The sequence below is a fragment of the Mycobacterium attenuatum genome (assembly GCF_900566085.1).
GTDB lineage: Bacteria > Actinomycetota > Actinomycetes > Mycobacteriales > Mycobacteriaceae > Mycobacterium > Mycobacterium attenuatum.
Map to the genome: position 1 here is coordinate 1 of NZ_UPHT01000120.1, position 16,527 is coordinate 16,527.

Consider the following 16,527-nt stretch of genomic DNA (forward strand, 5'->3'; position numbering starts at 1 on the left):
TCATCACCGGCACCAAACCAGCACACGACACGAGATTGTCATCATCGAACACCGCCGACGAGGGCGCGAACCTGTGACACACTCTCACCGAAAGTGCCTTTCTTGAGCTGGACGATTGTTGTCTGGAAACTCCAATCATCCCAGGTCAAAAGGCACTTTCCTCATCTCGACACCCGAAACGAACCCAATCCATCCGTGGATCGAGGTTTAGAGACATGGCCGATATACCGGTAATCGCTTGACACCAACTGTTGCCGGCACCGGGCGCGTACCGGGCATTGGGAGCGCGGCCGGGCTGGTATGGGTGGTGCTGGTGGACAAGCGTCAGCTCGCGGTGCTGCTGCTAGAGAACGAGGTACCGGCCGCTTCCGCGACAGACACGTTGGATGCGCGCGGTGATATCGACTACGAAAACCAGCCGGTCGACGCAGTGGAGCGGCTATGTCGGCGTTTGGCTGACCAGGCGGTGCGTCAGTGGGGTTTCATGCAGGGTCTCAAGCAGAAGCTCGGACCAGGTGTCGACGTGCGAATGAAGCTAGTGGAGTGGAACCGGTGAGCGTTAATGCCCAACCTGTGGGGGGTAGCTACGGATTTGCGTCAAATCTCAAGTGCTACTGCCGAACTCATTACCTGTTGGCTAGATGACCTACAATAGTGGTTTATGGCTACCGCGCTGTATCTCAGACAGTCGTTCGACCGGACCGGCGACGAAGCGGCGATTGATCGCCAACGCGCCGAATGCCGTGCCCTGGCCGAGCGCAAGGGGTGGACTGACCTGCGTGAATACGTCGACAACGACCGCAGTGCGACTAACGCCAAGAAGCCGCGGCCTGCCTATCAGCAGCTACTCACGGATATGGCCGCCGGCCACGTTCAGGCCGTCGTCGCGTGGGACTTGGACCGTCTGCACCGCCGGCCCATTGAGTTGGAGACGTTCATGCCGCTGGCCGACAGCATGAACGTCAAGCTGGCGACCGTCTCGGGGGAGGTGGACCTGTCGACGGCGCAGGGACGGCTCACCGCTCGACTAAAAGGCTCCGTAGCCGCCCACGAGGGCGAGCACAAGGCAGCCCGTCAGCGGGCCGCGGCCAAGCAGATGGCCGAGCGTGGCCTACCGAAGTGGAAATCAGCCTTCGGCTATACCGATGACCACCAACCGCACCCGGTGGAGTCTGAGCTGGTGCGCAAGGCGTACGAGACGATTCTGGGCGGTGGTTCGCTGTCTGGGCTGGCGCGGGAATGGAACGCCCAGGGCTTCTACGGCCGCAATGGGAAGCCCTGGACCGCGAGCACGCTGGGTCTGTTCATGCGTAAGCCGCGCAACGCCGGATTGCGCGCCCACAACGATGTCATCGTGGGGCAGGGGAGCTGGCCGCCGCTGGTGGACGAATCGACCTGGCGTGCCACGCAAGCCGTTCTCAACGACCCGGCTCGCAAGCCCGGCCCCAAGACGGTGCGCAGGCATTTCTTGACCGGTGTGCTGCGCTGCGGTAAATGCGACGACGGGGGGCGCATCGGCGGCTATCAGGGTCCGCGCGGACAGGAACGGTATCGCTGCTGGAAGTGCTTGGGGGTGGCCATCTCCAAGCCCGAGACCGACGAATACATTCGCGGCGTCGTCGCCGAACGGCTCGCGCAACCCGACGCCAAGCAACTATTGATTGACCGCGATGCGCCCAACCTGGACCGACTCACCGGCGAAGCCAACACGCTGCGGTCGCGCATTGACGAACTAGCGGTTGCGTTCGCCGACGGCGACCTGACCGCCTCACAGGTTCGCACGGCAACACAGCGGATACAGGCCAAGCTCAGCGAAGTTGAGTCCCGAATGGCAAGCGCGTCAGCAAAACTGGTATTCGCGGATATCCCACTCGGCACCGAGCGCGTGTACGCCGCGTTCACCCGCATGGACGTCGACCGTCAACGCGCCATCGTGAACACGATGCTGACCGCGACAGTCATGCCGGTGGGTAAACACGGCCGAGTGCCGTTCAACCCCGACCGCATCACGATCGAGTGGCAACGATGAGAACCAAGTCGATACGAATCAAAGTGGTTGACAGCCGAGGCCGCACGGTTGCCTATCTCGGCAAGCGCAGCTACTTCAAGGCCGGCCAACACGACTACACCGAACCGTGGGCCGCCCACGGCAGGCCGGTCAGCGAGAAGCGGCTGGCGCAAGACCTTGACACGCCTGCGCTCGACGGGCGCATGGAACCAAGTCCGTTGCTACACGGCGACAATGACCGCCGTTACCTACCCATGCCAAATGGTCTACCTCTGCGGCTCGACAAGGTGGCTCCGATGTTGGAACGCCTTGCCCTGACGCTCAGCCTAGTGGACGAATCAGGCGCGGTGCTGACAGAAGATCAGAACGCCGCGACACTCACTGTCGAGCAATTACGGAGCTACGCGCGCTAGTAGTGCTAGAGTGACTGTCAACGAGCGGGCTCCGTATCCCGTAGCCGCGCAAACCGCGCCAGCTTCTCAGAGTCGTCTCCCCAACGGGGACCAGGCGGCTCAGTCCCTCATTTCACGAGGTGAGAAGCGTTGTCTACCAAAACCACATGGCGGCAAACGCGCGGGAAGCTCGCGCGCCGCTCCCAGGATCTACCCGCCGGACATCCGGAACTGCAAGAGCTACGCCGTGACCTATACGCCGACCGGCTAGCCGAAACCATCAAAAAGGTTGTGGCGCAAGCCCCGCCGTTCACACCTGAGCAAGTCGCCCAACTGCGTGTGCTGCTTGAGCCGGCCCGCGCCGAGTTGACTGCATCGAGTAGTCGGAACAGCGAACCGGAAGGCCGTCAGGCCGCCGTGGCTGACCGCCTGGCCGAGCTGGGCGGCGGTGACCATGCCGCCTAATGAGATAGGCCGCCCCGGCGGCACCAGGACGGCCATATCAGCAGCTACCCCCAAGCCTACCACCGACACGTCGGCAGCGGCACACACACTGCACCGCGGCTCCCGCGTCTTGCCAGGCGACCGGCGTGTCCGCTGCACCACGAAGGGGTGCCCCTGGCGCGGTTTCTGCCCGACGCACACCGCGCGGTTCCCAAAAGGATTCGGCGGCCTCGACCGGATGATGCGCCGACCGCGGGAGCGGGCCTCATGATCGCCCACGACCGCATCCTGGGTGCGCTGCGCGACCGCGGCGCCAAAATCAACGCGCGCGGCAACAAGGCTCAGTGCCCGGCCCACGAGGACGACCAGCCGTCCTTGTCGATCGGCCCGCGCCGCGACGGCAAGGGTGTCGTGATCAAGTGCCATGCAGGGTGTGACTACAAGGCCGTGCTGGCCGCTTTGGGTATGGCCCCGTGCGACCTGTTCGATGACGCCGGAATGCGCGGAGTCTACTCTGCGAAAGCGGACTACCGCTACCCCGATGGCCGCGCCGTACATCGCAAGCCCGACAAAAGCTTTCCCCAGTCTGGAAAAACGGACGGCAACAGCCTGTTCCGCGTGGATTTTGGTGACGCCACAACTGTTTTCGTCGCCGAAGGCGAAAAGGATGTGCTCGCAATCGAATCGGTCGGCGGCGCGGCCACCTGCCCAGCGATGGGCGCGGGCAAGGCCGGCAAGTTCGACTGGGAACCGTTGCGCGGCAAGACCGCAATCATCATCGCCGACAAGGATGAGCCGGGCCGTAAGCACGCCGAGCAGGTTGCTGGGCTGCTACAGGGCATCGCCAGCTCGATACGTATCGTCGAAGCCGCCGCCGGCAAGGATGCCGCTGACCATATCGCCGCGGGGTATGGGCTCGACGAGCTGGTGGACGTGACGGCACCGGCCACCGACGCGCGGCAAAACGTCCAACACGTCGACCGCATCAACGAACCAGTCAGCAAACGAAAAGCGGCCGAAAAACCCGACCCGACATCACACCCCGCCCGGCGCCCACGGATAACCTGGGCAAACACAATCGACCCGGAACCGGTCATTTGGGTTTGGCGAGGCGGCCTCGAAGATTCCACCGAAGATCTAAAACACAGAATCTTGGAATCTTCGGAATCTTCGAGCGAAGATTCCGGACGCATCGCAGCCGGAACCCTCACCGTCGCAGCAGGACGAGAAGGAGTCGGCAAATCATGCTGGCTCGCCGAAATGGGTGCGCGGATCTCCACCGGCCGACTCCCCGGCGCCTGGTATGGCAAACCCGGAAACATCCTCTGCGCCGCAGTCGAAGACTCCTGGAAACACACCATCGTCCCGCGCTACATAGCGGCCGGCGCAGACCTCAACCGCATCGGTCGACTCGACGTCACCACCGACGCCGACGCAACAATGGCGCTCAGCCTGCCCGTCGACAACAGCCTCCTCGAACAGGCCATCGTCGACAACCACGTCGCCGCGGTCCTCCTCGACCCCCTGCTGTCGATGGTCAGCGATCGCATCGACACCCACCGCGAACGCGACGTCCGCGCAGCACTCGACCCCCTCGCCGGCATCGCCGAACGCACCGGCGCCATCATCATCGGCCTCGCCCACTTCACCAAACAAGGCAGCTCCGACGTGGCCGCCCGGATCACCGGGGCGGGCGCCTTCAAAAACGTGCCCCGAGCAATATTCGGATTTGAACGCGACCCAGACACCGGCGACTGCGTCCTCACCCAAGTCAAAAACAGCCTCGGCCGATACGATCTGCCCTCCCTCCGCTACCGCATCGACGGCGCCGCTGTCGACACCGCGAAAGGGACGACCTACACGGGCCGCTATGTGCACCTAGGGCTCTCGGACAAATCCGTCGCCGAAATCCTCGACGCTCACCGAGGCGGCCACACCGACGACTGCGGGACGGACGGCCTCACACCCGCTCAACGTTTCATCATCAGCTACCTCAGCTCACACGGCGACGAGAACGCAGAAGTAGCCAGCTCCGAAGTCATCGCCGCCGCCCAGCCAACGTTCACCGAACAAGACCTCATCAAGGCGCGCAACCGAATCAAGGACCGCGTCACCACACGCAAGGCGGGCATGGGACGCGGCTGGCTATGGTCACTAGTCCCAAAACCCGAAGATTCCAGCGGTTTTCGTAGCCACACCGCCTCTGACCTCGAAGATTCCGAAGATTCCAAATATCACACTCTTAGAACCTTCACGGAATCTTCGAGGGAAGCAGTGTGCAGCGACTGCCAAACCGCCCTCGAACTCCCCGCCTCGATAGAGCGCGGACTGTGCGCCGAGTGCCGACTTGGCCGAGCGCCCGACCCACGCCGCCCAGGCTGCGTCTGCGCCAACTCACCGCAGCCGTGCCTGTGGTGCCAGCAGGCCGCATCATGACCACGACCGCCCGAAAGCTGCGAGCACTGCCACCTGACCGGCTCAGCAACCACGGTCGTAGGCGCCGTGGTTGCCCCATGACCGCCGCTGACGCCCCGCCGCCGACCGACGCCCAATGGCGCGCCATCCCAGGCTTCCGCGGCCTCAACGAGGTAACCCGCAGTGTCACCGGCGGCACCCGGTGACCGGCCCCTACCTTCCACGCCGGTGCCCTGATTGTCAGCAGCCGCCCGAGCCGGGCAACCGGCGCTGCAAAGAGTGCGCCGCCCCGTGGCTCTTGACGGACCACGCGCAGGCCGGCCGGGAGCGCCGTGCCGAACGCTACCGCTGTGGCGTGTGCACCGATTGCGGGCAGCGCCCCCATTCAGCCGGTAGGCCGCGCTGCGACACCTGCCACACCGAACTCCTGCGGCTACGGGCGCAGGGGTGGGCGCTATGAAACGCGCCACCGTCCGCCAACGCCGCACCCTTGTCGACGGCCGCAGGTTGGTTCAGGTCGTTTGCCCGGTCTGCGACGGCCGGCACTGGCTACCCGCAGGCGACACCACAGGCCGCTGCCCAAGAAAACCGGGCATCTTCACCGTTCTCAAAACCCGAAAGGACAGCCCGTGACCCACCCCGAAACCTTCGACGACGACGACGACCTCACCGACGCTGAGCGCTGGCGTCTGATTGAGCTGTCCACGCTCGACGAAATCCTCGACCGCGAGCGAGAGGCCTTGGAAGCCATCGAGGCTGGTGACACGATGGGGTTCCACTGGTTCGCCGACCGCAACGAATGGCTCGAACCGCGGCTGCGGCGATACCGCAACAGGAGGTGATCAGCTTGCACTCATCGGCTGAGCGGCAAAACCGCAGGTCAGGGGGGGGGTATTGGTCGATCGCGACCACCCTGGACCGCCTGTCCGCCGCGGTGTCTCTTCGTGTGCGCAGTCAGAAAAACCGATCCGAAATCAGGAGGTTGACCATGGGCGGACGTGGTAGTGGCCGGATACCGGCACCGGCCCCGCTGAAACTGCTGCACGGCTCACGCCCCGGCCGTGACTCCGGCGGCCGGAAAGTGCCGGTGCCGCCGAAATTCGACCGGGCAGCACCGGATGCCCCCGAGTGGCTGGACGACGAAGGCCGGGCGGAATGGGCACGCGTTGCGCCAGGTCTGGAACGACTGGACCTGTTGAAACCAGAGGACCGGGCCGCCCTGGCCGTGTACTGCGAAACCTGGTCGCGGTACGTCAAAGCCGTACAGCAATACCGGGCAGAGGGTTTGGTGCTGACCAACCCGGGATCGGGCCGGACGCACGCCAATCCGGCCGCTGCGATCGCGCACACGGCCGCGGCGCAGATGTTGCGCTTCGCCCAAGAGTTCGGCCTGACGCCGGCCTCCGAAGCCCGGTTGGCATCGCTGCCAGTCGATTCCGGCGACGTTGACGACCCGTTTGCGGCTGGATAAGCTCGAAATGTCGCTGCACCAGTGTAGAATTGGTGGCAGCTCGGCACGTCGCCGACGCCGGGAGCCGTCAGAGGATGGCCAACCCGGACAGGCCACCCGCCACGCGAGATTCCTTCCGCATGGGCGATTGGTGACACCGTGAGCGCAATCCTTTATCGCACAGCCGAGCTCGAGCCCGGTAGTGGCCGGGAGTTGTTCGGCCGGGCCGTGCCTTACGACGAGGTCGCGGAGATTCACGACTTCACCGGCCAGTATCTAGAGAAGTTCGCTTTCGGCAGCTTCGCTCGCAGTATCGAACAGCGTGGTTCCAAGATCCGGCTGTTGACCGGCCACGACCACCGGCGCTTGCCGGTGGGCCGGGCAACTGAGCTGCGCGAGCAGCCCGACGGCCTGTACGCCAGCTTCGAAGTCGCGCCAACCCAGGCCGGTGACGAGCTGCTGACACTAGTCCGCGGCGGGTACGTCGGGGCCTTCAGCATCGGGTTCACACCGATCAAAGAACACTGGTCCGGCAAGGTGCTAGTCCGCACCGAGGCATCGTTGCGCGAGATCAGCGTCGTCAACGAACCCGCGTATATCGGCGCGACCATCGCCGGTACGCGGTCGGAATCCCTTGTCATTTCCCGTTCCCTGGCTCAGGCCAGGCTTGACCTATTGGAGTTCTAATGACCAACACCGATGTCGAATCAATGACATACGAGCAGGCGCGCGCGGCCGCTCAGCAGATCCTCGACAACGCTGGCAGTGACCTTGTCGGTCCCGATGCCGAGCGTGTCCGGGCGCTGACGGTACATGCGCAGAATCTGAGGGAGCAGGAACGCCAGCGCGACCGTCAGCACGCCAATGACTTAACCGCATTGGTCCGCGGTCTGCAATCGGGCGCGCTTCGCACCGAGGGCGGCGCCAACGGCATGCACACCCTCAACGGCGAGCAGCGGTCGCCGTATGACGAGGACCGCCCGGCCGTCAACCGGGAACGCGACGCCGCGATGCGGGTGCTGGACCGGAATGTGAAAGACGGGCTGATGCAAGCCCGTGGTGCCGAGGTGATTGACCGGCTGATCACAACCGGTGCCCCGCAGGCCCGGTCCTGGACTTCCCGCTGGGCCGCGATCGCTGGTGACCAGAACTACCTCCGGGCGTTCGCCCGTATGGTTGCCGATCCGGTCAACGGTGCTTCGCTGTTCACGCCCGCTGAATCACATGCCTGGCGCACTGCCGCCCAGGTGCAGGCCGAACGGGCCATGAACAGCGTCGACGTCACGGGCGGGTTCCTGATCCCGGCTCAGCTTGATCCCGCAGTCTTGCTCAGCTCCACAGGCAGCACGAATCCGTTGAGGTCGATGGCGCGGATTGCGCAGACCGTCGGTGATGCCTGGCGGGGTGTCTCATCCGATGGCGTTGTGGCGCATTGGTATTCGGAGGCAGAAGAGGTCAGCGATGATTCGCCGTCGTTGGCGCAACCGGAGGTGCCGACGTATCGCGGAAGCGCTTGGGTTCCCTTCTCGATCGAGCTCGAAGGCGACGGCGCCGGGTTCGTTGCGGAAATCGGCCGTCTCATGCTCGACGCCATCGAACAGTTGACTGCGGCGGCCTACGTCGGCGGAACCGGTACCGGCGAGCCGACCGGGTTCATTCCGGCACTGACCGGCACGTCGACGTATACGGTCAACGGGGCAGGTAGTGAAACCGTCGCGTCGGCAGACCCGTACGCGCTGCAATCGGCTTTACCGCCGCGTTTCCAAGCGAATTCGGCGTTCGCCGCGAACCTGACCACGATCAACGTGCTGCGGCAGGCGGAAACCGCAGCCGGTGCGTTGAAGTTCCCGGAGCTTGCCGCTGACAGGCTGTGTGGGCGCCGTATGTGGGAAGTGTCGAACATGGACACGGTCAACGCTGCGGTAACCGCCACCAGCTACCCGCTGGTGCTTGGTGATTGGTCGCAGTTCCTGATTACTGATCGGGTCGGAAGCACCGTAGAGCTGGTGCCGCACGTGTTCGGCGCTGGCCGCCGACCGACCGGCCAGCGTGGATTTTTCGCCTGGTTCCGCACCGGCTCAGACGTCTTGGTGGACAATGCGTTCCGCGTGTTGAAGGTGCAGACCACCGCCTAGCGAGTCTTCCCCTGGCGCGGCGAGGGTCCCCTTTCCCTGTCGAGCCGCCGCGCCAGGGGGACTTAGCAACATTCCCCTTCGGCTTTGAAGGCGGGGTTCAAAATGGACCGCACCTTCAAGCAATCACGGTCGCAGGCACCGTGGTTGCCCACCAGACAGTGCGCTGAACTGCTGATATGCAGACATAGGGGGGCGGTGTCGCCCCTTGAGCAAACAGAACCCGTCACGATCGCCACGGGTGGACTAGTTTCGCAAAGAAAGGCTGCGTAACACGTGACGACAACCGATCACGGACGATCCCGGTACCGCCGGGGCTGCCGGTGTGACGTCTGTAGGCAGGCCAACCGCGAGTACCAGCGCGGTCACCGCGCCAAGCAGCTCCAAGCCGTACCCGCCCCAGCATCTGACTCCACCGGCGTCGTCACGCCGGTAGTCGATGCCGTACAGGCCGAGATCGATGCCAGTCCGATCGCCGGTCAGCGTCCTGGTTTGGCCGCGATCGCGTTGGCGATGGCGCGGATCTTGGACAACCCACATGCGATCCCGCAGCAGCCCGCGGCGGCAGCCCGACTGGTTGAGCTGTTGGGCAAGCTGTCTAAGGGCACGCAGCCGCGAGCCAGGCTGGCTGCGGTGCAGAAGATGACGCCCGCAGTGGGCCGGGTGCAATAAATTGCGACACGATCGGCCAAGCAACGCTTTGGCCCAGCACCATATTGTCAGGGCCGACAAACAATATGGTGCTGGTGCTTGAATTTCGTTGGCGTCACCGAATTTGCAGGTCAGGTTCGCCCGTGCTCATCGCTTGGCCCACCCGTCCAGCTCGTCGGCGGCGGCCAGCAGCGCGTCGGCCAGCTCGCGGGCTTGCCGGGCGCTTAGAGCCTCCTGGCAGGCGTCAATCCACACCGATGCGCGGTCGATCGCGTCGTTCTGGTCAAGGCTGCCGTCGGCGTATTGGACGGCGGCCACCCACACCTGAATATCGGATTTACCTTCGACGCCGCGGGTCGCGGAGTTGACGACCCGCCAGGGCCGGTCAGTGGCGGCATCTTCCCATAAGGCGGCATACACGGCGCCAGGAGGCAGGGGGACATTGGGGAACGGGTTGGTGGGGGTTGTGGTCATCGCGCACCGTCCAACTTGTCAGCGACCGCGACAAGCGCTGCCGCGAGCTGGCGGGCCTGGTTGGGGTTCAGTTCGTCGCCCGTGTCGTGCCCCCACAGGATGAGTGACGTTTCTTCGACGTCGATGCTGACACCGGGCGGCAGAGCGACGTCTGGGTAGGGGTTGGTGGGTGTGGTCGCGGGCATGATGATGGTCCTCTCCTGACTAAGTGGGTTATCTAGCCAGTCAGTGACACCATTTGGTCAAGACCTTTTTGGGATGGCGCGAAGAGCAGTTGCCCGACGGAACTTTGATCTTGACTTCCCGGCTGGGCGCACCCATGTCACCACCCCCGGCAGCGCCCTGCTATTCCCAAGTTTGTGCACACCCACCACCGGCGAGCTTCCCGAGCACACCACACCACCACCGAACCACTGCACCGACAAAACCGCCATGATGCCCATACATGGCCGCACCCGCGCCCAAGAGCGAGCCCAGCGCATCGCCGGCTAACGCCGACGCAACCGCAACTCCCGCACCACCTCACCCGACCATCCCACCCAAAGCGGCCCCGCGCCACCAGATGAGCCTCCCCCGTTCTGAGCTTCGCGGGAATCACCGCAAACCGCGGTAACCTCATTCTCGAAGCGCCCTGTCTTGTGGCGCCGGAAGAGGAGAACGCCCGTGGCCGAAGTAACGCGCGCCGATCGCTTCATCAAGACGGCGGTCGAAATTCTGGGCGAGACCGGGCGTACCGACTTCACCGTGCAGGAAGTCGTCGCGCGCTCCAAGACCTCGTTGCGGGCGTTTTACCAGCATTTCGGCAGCAAGGACGAACTACTGCTGGCCCTGTTCGACAGGACCATGGCGCAGACGGCACAGCTCTGGCGCACCGAAACCGCCGGGCTCGACAGCACCGCGGCCCTGAAGCTGGTCATCGACCGCATCAGCGCGCGACCGGAGTCCACTACCCAGGACAGCCTCAACCGGGCGCTGAGCCTCTACAACCAGTACCTGGCCGAGAACCGGCCCCGTGAATACGCGCGGGTGCTATCGCCCCTGCATCGACTGCTGCGCGATATCGTCGGGCAAGGCATCACCGAAGGAGTGTTCAACCCCGGACTCGACGTCGGGGCCGCGGCTGCCATCATCATGCAGACGGTGCTGGGTGCGCTCCGATTGCATTGGCTGGGAACAGAATTGAACGGAACGCCCATCGACGCCGGCCAACTGTACGAGTTCTGCAGCCGCGCCCTGGGCATTCGGGATGTCGACGATCAGCCGGTGTCCTCACTGGCCGAACTGTTCGCCCAGATCGGGATGCGCCCAGCCACCGCCCACGACGACGCCTTCGCGATGACGATGCCGGTCAGTCCGCAGGTGGTCAACACCTCGGGAGCGCTGCAGGGTGGCTTGATCGCCACGCTCGCCGACGTGGCCGGAGGACAGCTCGGCTTGGAGTACCTGCAGCCGGGCACCGCTATGACGACAGCCGACCTCTTCATCCGCTACCTGCGCCCCATCAGGCAGGGCTCCGCGCTCGCGGTGCCGCGGGTGCTGCGGGCCGGCCGGCGATCCCTGGTCATGCAGGTCGACATCTTCGGGGACAGCGATAGCGAACTCGCGGCAACGGCAACGGTGAATTTCGCCGTCATCGACCGCAAAGACACCCCCGACAGCGGTTAGCGGAACCCTTGCGCGAGGTGGTAACGTCATTACCAGGTGCTGAGAATCGAGACTTCTACAAGGAGATCGCCATGCCGTCTCGCGAGCTTCCCTTTCCGGTGTTCGACGCCGACAACCACATGTACGAGCCGCAGGAGGCGTTGACCAAGTTCCTGCCCGACAAGCGCAAGCACGTGATCGACTACGTGCAGATCCGCGGGCGCACCAAGATCGTGGTACGCGGCCATATCAGCGAATACATCCCCAACCCGACGTTCGAAGTGGTGGCCCGCCCGGGCGCCCAGGAGGAGTACTTCCGACACGGCAGCGGAGGCAAGAGCTACCGCGAGGTGCTGGGTGAGCCGATGAAGGCGATCCCGGCCTTCCGGGAACCGGGCCCCCGGCTGGAAGTCATGGACGAGCTGGGTATCGACTACGCGCTGATGTTTCCCACCCTGGCCAGCCTGGTCGAGGAGCGAATGAAGGACGACCCGGAGATGACCCACGACGTCATCCACGCACTCAACCAGTGGATGTACGAGACCTGGTCGTTCAACTACCGGGACCGCATCTTCGCCACCCCGGTGATCACCCTGCCCATCGTGGATCGGGCGCTCGAAGAGCTCGAGTGGTGCCTGGAGCGTGGCGCTCGTACGGTGCTGGTCCGCCCGGCCCCGGTACCCGGCTACCGCGGCAGCCGCTCGTTCGGGTTCGAGGAGTTCGACCCCTTCTGGCAAGCCTGCATCCGCGCCGAGATCCCGGTTTCGATGCACGCATCGGACAGCGGCTATTCGGAATTCATGAACGTGTGGGAACCCGGCGACGAGTTCCTGCCGTTCAAGCCGACCGCCTTCCGGAGCCTGGCAATGGGACATCGTCCGATCGAGGATGCCATGGGTGCGCTGGTCTGCCATGGCGCGCTGTCGCGCAATCCGGAGCTGCGCATCCTGTCCATCGAGAACGGCGCGGACTGGGTGCCGCACCTGTTCAAAGGACTCAAGGGCGTCTACAAGAAGATGCCGAACGCATTCGGCGAAGACCCGATCGAGGCGTTCAACCGGTGCATCTACGTCAGCCCGTTCTGGGAGGACCGGTTCTCCGAAATCGTGAAGATGGTGGGCACCAACCGGGTGGTCTTCGGTTCCGACTGGCCGCACCCCGAAGGCCTGAAGGACCCGATTTCGTTCGTCGACGAACTTGCCGGTTTCGACCAGGAAGATGTCGCAAAGATCATGGGCGGCAACATGATGGAAGTGATGAAGGTCGAAGCACCGGCAACCAAACCGGTCAGCGCGTAATCAGGACGCCGAGTCAGCCTTTCCCGACGATAGCGTCGCGTGCGCGGTCCAGCATTGCCACGAACGGTCCGACCATCAGGTTGGCGATCTGGGACTCCACCCCGGCGTGGGGCCTGGTAGGTGCGGTCGCCTCGGCAAACTTGGCGGCGCGGCCCATCCGTTCGAGCTCGTCGCTGCTCAGTTCGTCGCCCAGCTTGGCGAACTCCTCGGATTCTTCATGCTCGGCGTGGTCGACGACGGCATCGCGAAGCTTGGTGAGTTTGCTGGTGAACTCGGCGCTGTCGACGTCGAGCTTCTCCAGCTCGCTGAGCACGGTCTTGGCTTCGTGCCCTTCCTGCAGCCGCTTGCTGACTATCGTCGCCCCTTCTGCAATCTCGCGCTTGGCCCGCGGATGAACGATTTCCTCCTCGGCGGTTTCATGCACCGCTAGCAAGCGACGCAGCTCAAGGAACGCCTCTTCGCGTTGCTCGCCGGAGTTGGACAAAGTCTTCGCGAATAGCGACTTGATCTGCTCATGCTGGTCGACCAGGAAGTCGATCACATCGGTCGGTGATTTCAGAGCGGCTCCGGACATGCTCGTCCTCCTCAGTTGGGCTCAGTTGGGCTCAGGTGCGCGTGGGCTGTCTGGTGATCGCGCGTGGTACCGGCTTACCCGATCGCCAGGACCACCAAACCGTGTCCGGAGGGCACAGGCCAGCAGAGCGAATCGAGGGGTAGCCGCCGAGCAGTTCGGGTACCCGACAATCGTGAATACGCGACGAGGACGGGCTGGTGGTCACGGTCATGGCTGACGCCCCCGCTGGTGGACCGACCGCCGAGGTTTCGCACCCGCAGTCACTGAGGACGCGGTGAACCGGCCGGGCGAAGACATCGATCAAGCCGCAGCGGAATTGCTGAGCAGCTACGTCAAAGACATGACCACGACCAAACGGTTGAAGTGGATTACCGTCGCTGCAGCGGTACATATCCCGGCCGTAAGCCATGCTGGAATCACGTGGATCACCCATCGCGGTGTCATCCGCTCGGTCGCCGCCAGCGACGTTGATTCCCTCGTCATCGACAATATCGCTCAGCGATATCTCCAGGGTCCATGCTTCGAAGTGCCCAAGGAGCAACGCATCTGGCGGGTCGATGACGTCAACAGCGAGACCCGTTGGCCGGTGTTCACCCAAGAAGTGCTATCACAGACCTCGGTGCGCTCGATGCTGTCAATCCAGTTGTTCGGGCACTCCGACGGCGGAGCGGTGCTGAATCTCTATGCCGAGCAACCGAATGCGTTCGACGAGGAAACCGAGGAGATTTCCTTGACGTTCGCGGCGCACGCGGCCATGGCGATCGAAGCAGACCGCCGTAACCAGGTACGCCGCGAACCACTGGTTGACCGTGACTTGATCTCACAAGCGACCGGGGTGTTGATGGAGCGGTTCAACATCGACGCCCCGGCGGCATTTGTGCTCCTGACCCAACTGTCCGAGAAGTATCGCCAGGTGCTGCCTGAGACCGCCGACCGGGTACTCAACACAAATGCCACTTGACTCGAGTGAACTTTTGGTGCCGCGACCTGGTGCGAGACATTGCTAATCTGATTGTTGGCCGTTGCCACGACCCGTCAACGTGCCCGCCTTGTTGATCAATCGTCCGTAGGAGGGACAGCCACATGGCGCCCGACATGGACTGGGACAGGAAGGTCGGCGCAGCAGAAGACGTTCGCCGGGTCTTCGAGAATGTGCCCGCAATGCTGGTCGGGCTCGAGGGGCCGGACCACCGCTTCGTCGCCGCCAACGCCGCGTATCGCGCCCTCAGCCCGACATTCGTCGGAGTGGGACAGCTCGCCCGGGAGGTTTATCCCGAACTCGAAGGGCAGCAGATTTACCACATGTTCGACCGGGTGTATCAGACCGGCGACCCACAGTCCGGATCCGAGTGGCGGCTGCAGGCCGACTTCGACGGCTCCGGAATCGAGGAGCGGTTCTTCGACTTTGTCGTCACGCCACGGCGCCGGGCTGACGGATCAATTGAGGGCGTGCAGCTGGTCTTCGACGACGTCACCAGCAGGGTGCGGGAACGCCAAGCCGCCGAAGCGCAGGTAGAGGAACTGTCCGAGCGGTATCGCCACGTCCGTGACTCGGCCATTGTGATGCAGCAGGCGCTGCTTGCCCCGTCGGTGCCCGTGGTTTCCGGCGCCGACCTGACCGCCCAATATCTCGTCGCTGCACGCGACACCGCGGCCGGTGGAGACTGGTTCGACACGGTGGCCCTGGGGGATCGGCTGGTGCTGATCGTCGGAGATGTGGTGGGCCATGGGGTGGAAGCCGCGGCGGTGATGTCGCAGTTGCGCACGGCGCTGCGAATGCAGATCTGGGCAGGCCACACCATCGTCGAGGCCTTGCAGGCGGTGGATTCATTCCACGATCAGGTGCCCGGCTCGAGGTCGGCGACGATCTGCGTCGGCTCGCTGGAGCTGGCCACGGGACAATTTCAGTACTGCACCGCCGGTCACCCACCGCCGTTGCTGGTGACCGCCGATGCGAAGTCCCGCTACCTGGAACCGTCGGGCGCGGGCCCGCTCGGCAGCGGAACCGGGTTCCCGGTGCGTACCGAGATGCTCGGCATCGACGACACCATCATGCTGTACACCGACGGTTTGGTGGAACGCCCGGGCCGGCAGTTGGGGGCTAGTACGGCAGAATTCGCCGAACTGGCTGCGACCATCGCCAGCGGCGGCGGCTTCGTCATCGATGCGCCGGCCCGGCCCATCGATCGCCTGTGTTCAGAAACGCTCGAATTGCTGCTTCGATCCACCGGCTACAACGACGACGTCACATTGCTTGCGGCACAACGGCGGATCCCGGCGCCACCGCTATGCATCACGGCCGATGCGACCATCCACGCCGCGCGCCAGATCCGCGCCTGGCTGCGGGAATGGCTATCGCAGATCGGCGCCGACTCCACCGACATCTCCGATGTCGTACACGCGATCTCCGAATTCGTCGAGAATGCGGTCGAACACGGTTACGGCACAGAGGTTCCCGACGGTCTCGTGGTCGAGGCGACGCTCGACGGCGACGGCAAACTGCGGGCATCCGTGATCGACCGAGGCACCTGGAAGGATCACCGCGAAGGCGAAAAGGGCCGCGGCCGTGGACTCGCGATGGCCGAGGCCCTGGTCAGCGAATCCCATGTCAGCCATGATGCCGGCGGGACCACCGCCACCATCATCCATCGGCTGTCCCGGCCGGCGCAGTTCGTCACTGACGCAGTGGTCAGCCGCACCGCCTACCAACCGGCGATCGACACCGAGTTCGTCTCGTGGATCGCCGAGCCCGGCCGCATCGTCGTGCGCGGCGATGTCGACGCCGGCAGCGCGACCACCCTGGACAGTCAGATCGCCGTCGAAAGCCGTTCGGGGCTAGCGTCTTTGACGATCGACCTCGGTGCGGTCACCCATCTTGGATCGGCAGGTGTCGCCGCCCTGGTCGCCGCTCGGGACCGGGCACGTAAAAAGGGCGGCGACTGCGTGCTGGTGGCTGCGCCGGGCACCCCGGCGCATCACGTCTTGTCGCTGGTCCAGATACCGGTGGTCAGCGGAAACACCGAGAACGTCTTCGCCGAAGATTGA

The 16,527-nt window shown here is 64.3% G+C and carries 17 protein-coding genes; 14 read left to right on the forward strand and 3 right to left on the reverse strand.

Translation table 11 applies throughout. The annotated features are described in order from the left end of the window. The first annotated feature begins 277 nt into the window (after positions 1–277). From EET13_RS19675 to EET13_RS31685, 10 genes are all read left to right on the forward strand, one after another. Complete coding sequence (locus tag EET13_RS19675; protein ID WP_122443888.1) at positions 278–556, forward strand: hypothetical protein; 279 nt, start codon at positions 278–280, stop codon at positions 554–556. A gap of 105 nt (positions 557–661) precedes the next feature. Continuing rightward, on the forward strand, positions 662–2,029 hold the full coding sequence (locus EET13_RS19680; protein WP_122443858.1) for a recombinase family protein: 1,368 nt from the start codon (positions 662–664) through the stop codon (positions 2,027–2,029). Beyond that, entirely contained in the window at positions 2,026–2,421 is a 396-nt protein-coding gene (locus tag EET13_RS19685) for a hypothetical protein (RefSeq protein WP_122443859.1), read from the forward strand. Before EET13_RS19680 ends, EET13_RS19685 begins: the two co-directional genes overlap by 4 nt. A 129-nt stretch (positions 2,422–2,550) precedes the next feature. Continuing rightward, a complete protein-coding gene (locus tag EET13_RS19690) occupies positions 2,551–2,865 on the forward strand; it encodes a hypothetical protein (RefSeq protein ID WP_122443860.1) in 315 nt (104 codons plus the stop codon). A gap of 246 nt (positions 2,866–3,111) precedes the next feature. Further along, positions 3,112–5,280 (forward strand): AAA family ATPase, encoded by a 2,169-nt coding sequence (locus tag EET13_RS30525; RefSeq protein ID WP_168991307.1) that lies wholly within the window; start codon positions 3,112–3,114, stop codon positions 5,278–5,280. Positions 5,281–5,888: 608 nt separating this feature from the next. Further along, positions 5,889–6,101, forward strand: a complete 213-nt coding sequence (locus EET13_RS19700; protein WP_122443861.1) for a hypothetical protein — start codon at positions 5,889–5,891, stop codon at positions 6,099–6,101. A gap of 146 nt (positions 6,102–6,247) precedes the next feature. Continuing rightward, positions 6,248–6,730 carry a phage terminase small subunit P27 family gene (locus tag EET13_RS19705; RefSeq protein ID WP_122443862.1) on the forward strand — a complete coding sequence of 161 codons (483 nt, stop codon included), beginning with the start codon at positions 6,248–6,250 and terminating at the stop codon, positions 6,728–6,730. 138 nt (positions 6,731–6,868) lie between these two features. Beyond that, on the forward strand, positions 6,869–7,396 hold the full coding sequence (locus EET13_RS19710; protein WP_168991308.1) for an HK97 family phage prohead protease: 528 nt from the start codon (positions 6,869–6,871) through the stop codon (positions 7,394–7,396). Continuing rightward, entirely contained in the window at positions 7,396–8,844 is a 1,449-nt protein-coding gene (locus EET13_RS19715; RefSeq protein ID WP_122443864.1) for a phage major capsid protein, read from the forward strand. Before EET13_RS19710 ends, EET13_RS19715 begins: the two co-directional genes overlap by 1 nt. Positions 8,845–9,117: 273 nt before the next feature. Next, positions 9,118–9,513 carry a hypothetical protein gene (locus EET13_RS31685; protein WP_244604008.1) on the forward strand — a complete coding sequence of 132 codons (396 nt, stop codon included), beginning with the start codon at positions 9,118–9,120 and terminating at the stop codon, positions 9,511–9,513. Between the two features lie 126 nt (positions 9,514–9,639). On the opposite strand, the gene EET13_RS19725 is transcribed toward EET13_RS31685, so the two are convergent. Next, positions 9,640–9,966, reverse strand: a complete 327-nt coding sequence (locus EET13_RS19725; RefSeq protein ID WP_122443865.1) for a hypothetical protein — start codon at positions 9,964–9,966, stop codon at positions 9,640–9,642. Beyond that, positions 9,963–10,151, reverse strand: a complete 189-nt coding sequence (locus EET13_RS19730; RefSeq protein ID WP_122443866.1) for a hypothetical protein — start codon at positions 10,149–10,151, stop codon at positions 9,963–9,965. The genes EET13_RS19725 and EET13_RS19730 overlap by 4 nt, the downstream gene beginning before the upstream one ends. A 478-nt stretch (positions 10,152–10,629) precedes the next feature. On the opposite strand from EET13_RS19730, the gene EET13_RS19740 reads away from it, so the two are divergent. Together EET13_RS19740 and EET13_RS19745 are read left to right on the forward strand one after the other, a co-directional pair. Further along, positions 10,630–11,631, forward strand: a complete 1,002-nt coding sequence (locus tag EET13_RS19740; RefSeq protein ID WP_023366076.1) for a hotdog fold thioesterase — start codon at positions 10,630–10,632, stop codon at positions 11,629–11,631. A 71-nt stretch (positions 11,632–11,702) separates the two neighbouring features. Beyond that, the gene (locus EET13_RS19745; RefSeq protein WP_122443868.1) at positions 11,703–12,908 is read left to right on the forward strand and encodes an amidohydrolase family protein; all 1,206 of its coding nucleotides are present in this window, start codon (positions 11,703–11,705) and stop codon (positions 12,906–12,908) included. Positions 12,909–12,921: 13 nt separating this feature from the next. Here EET13_RS19745 and EET13_RS19750 read toward each other — a convergent pair whose 3' ends face one another. Beyond that, positions 12,922–13,482 (reverse strand): hemerythrin domain-containing protein, encoded by a 561-nt coding sequence (locus EET13_RS19750; RefSeq protein ID WP_122443869.1) that lies wholly within the window; start codon positions 13,480–13,482, stop codon positions 12,922–12,924. A gap of 274 nt (positions 13,483–13,756) precedes the next feature. Between EET13_RS19750 and EET13_RS19755 the strand changes: the two genes are divergently transcribed. Further along, entirely contained in the window at positions 13,757–14,443 is a 687-nt protein-coding gene (locus EET13_RS19755) for an ANTAR domain-containing protein (protein ID WP_122443870.1), read from the forward strand. A 122-nt stretch (positions 14,444–14,565) separates the two neighbouring features. After that, the gene (locus EET13_RS19760; RefSeq protein WP_122443871.1) at positions 14,566–16,527 is read left to right on the forward strand and encodes a SpoIIE family protein phosphatase; all 1,962 of its coding nucleotides are present in this window, start codon (positions 14,566–14,568) and stop codon (positions 16,525–16,527) included.